1 protein-coding gene is annotated in these 500 nt (G+C 61.4%); it reads left to right on the top strand.

What is annotated here, in order from left to right; genetic code table 11:
• A partial coding sequence (locus tag H8A95_RS43555; protein ID WP_249796415.1) for an alpha-amylase family glycosyl hydrolase occupies positions 1-500 on the top strand: 500 nt, incomplete at both ends.

The raw sequence follows: 500 nt of genomic DNA, 5'->3' as shown, positions 1-500 counted from the left end.
CGAACCTGCGGTCGCCGAATACGTGACGGGCGTGATGAACTATTGGCTCGAGCGCGGTGCCGACGGCTGGCGTCTCGACGCGGCCTACGCCGTCCCAAGGCCGTTTTGGCGGCGAGTTTTGCCGCAGGTTCGGGCCCGGCATCCGGACGCTTACATTTTCGGCGAGGTCATCCACGGCGATTACGCGGGTTTTGTTCACGACACCGGCATGAGCGCCGTCACACAATATGAATTATGGAAGGCGATCTGGAGCGCGCTCAACGATCGCAATCTGTTCGAGCTCGCCTGGGCGCTCAATCGTCACACCGCGATGCTTGAAGCGTTCGTGCCGCAGACCTTTGTCGGCAATCATGATGTCACGCGGATTGCGAGCCAACTGCGCGATGAACGGCACCTTGCCCATGCGCTTGTCGTCCTCATGACCTGTGGTGGCACACCTTCAATCTATGCCGGTGATGAGCAGGCGTTTCGCGGGATCAAGGAGCACCGGGCGGGAGGCG

Source organism: Bradyrhizobium oropedii, from assembly GCF_020889685.1.
GTDB lineage: Bacteria > Pseudomonadota > Alphaproteobacteria > Rhizobiales > Xanthobacteraceae > Bradyrhizobium > Bradyrhizobium oropedii.
Note: the sequence above shows the minus strand (reverse complement) of the source record. Positions and strands in the feature narration are given on the sequence as shown.